At 53.5% G+C, this 1,196-nt stretch carries 1 protein-coding gene; it reads left to right on the top strand.

The window, feature by feature from the left end; genetic code table 11:
* Nucleotides 1-80 precede the first annotated feature (80 nt).
* The gene (locus tag QCE63_RS35475) at nt 81-1,034 is read left to right on the top strand and encodes an IS5 family transposase (protein WP_309839931.1); all 954 of its coding nucleotides are present in this window, start codon (nt 81-83) and stop codon (nt 1,032-1,034) included.
* Nucleotides 1,035-1,196 lie beyond the last annotated feature (162 nt).

The raw sequence follows: 1,196 nt of genomic DNA, 5'->3' as shown, positions 1-1,196 counted from the left end.
GTTAAGGAACCTCTGCATAACCCGCTCCTATATGGACGATAAGGAGTACTATTGAATAGCAATGACTTGGAGCTATCACGATGACACAACTTCATCTCGGCTTGAACCTGTCAACCAAACGCACGCGTAAGCGGGAGTTTCTGGAGGAGATGAGACGAGTCGTGCCCTGGTCGAGGCTGATTGCATTGATCGAGCCGCATTATCCGAAGGGGACGACTGGTCGTCCGCCATTTCCGGTGGCGACGATGTTGCAGATTCATTTCCTCCAACAATGGTTTGGTCTGTCGGATCCTGCGATGGAAGAAGCTCTCTACGATGTACCGCTGTACCGCGAATTTGCAGGCCTCGATGGCGGGATGACCCGTCTTCCAGACGAAACGACTATCTTGCGATTTCGGCACCTGCTCGAAGCGCATGGCATCGCTGCCCAGATTCTTGCGGTCGTCAATGACGTATTGAACGAGAAGGGATTGATGCTTAGGGCAGGCTCGGCCGTCGACGCTACGTTGATCGCTGCGCCCAGTTCGACCAAGAACGGATCGGGTACACGTGACCCTGAGATGCAGTCGACCCAGAAAGGCAGGAATTGGTACTTTGGTATGAAAGCGCATATAGGCGTGGACGCGGAGTCAGGCATCGTTCACACGGTCATCGGCACGGCGGCTAACGAGCACGACATCAATGCGGCCCTTGCCTTGTTGCACGGTGAAGAAACGGATGTTTATGCCGACGCCGGATACCAAGGCATCGAAAAACGTAAGCAAACATGCTCGGCTCGATGGCATGTCGCGATGCGGCCCAGCAAGCGAAGGAAATTGAACTTGAAGGATCCTCTCGATGCGATATACGACAAGATCGAACGACTGAAAGCCGGAATTCGAGCAAAGGTCGAACATCCGTTCCGAATTCTCAAGCGACAGTTTGGTTACTTGAAGACGCGTTATCGGGGGCTGGCGAAGAACACCGCTCAGATCACCACGTTATTTGCGTTGGGAAATTTATGGATGATGCGCAAGGAGCTGCGCGAAGCGTAAGCACACCGCAGGCTGAACTCGCTCTCACACTCTCGAGGAAGGGTCACAAAGTGTGGCCCCATTACCTCTGTCGTTGACAGACGCTGCTGAGCAAGAACAATCTGCCTAACGCCTACATGGTGCGCAGCGTTTTGAAACCGCATTCTGCAGAGCTTCCTTAAC

It is taken from the genome of Caballeronia sp. LZ065 (assembly GCF_031450975.1).
Taxonomy (GTDB): Bacteria; Pseudomonadota; Gammaproteobacteria; order Burkholderiales; family Burkholderiaceae; genus Caballeronia.
Note: the sequence above shows the minus strand (reverse complement) of the source record. Positions and strands in the feature narration are given on the sequence as shown.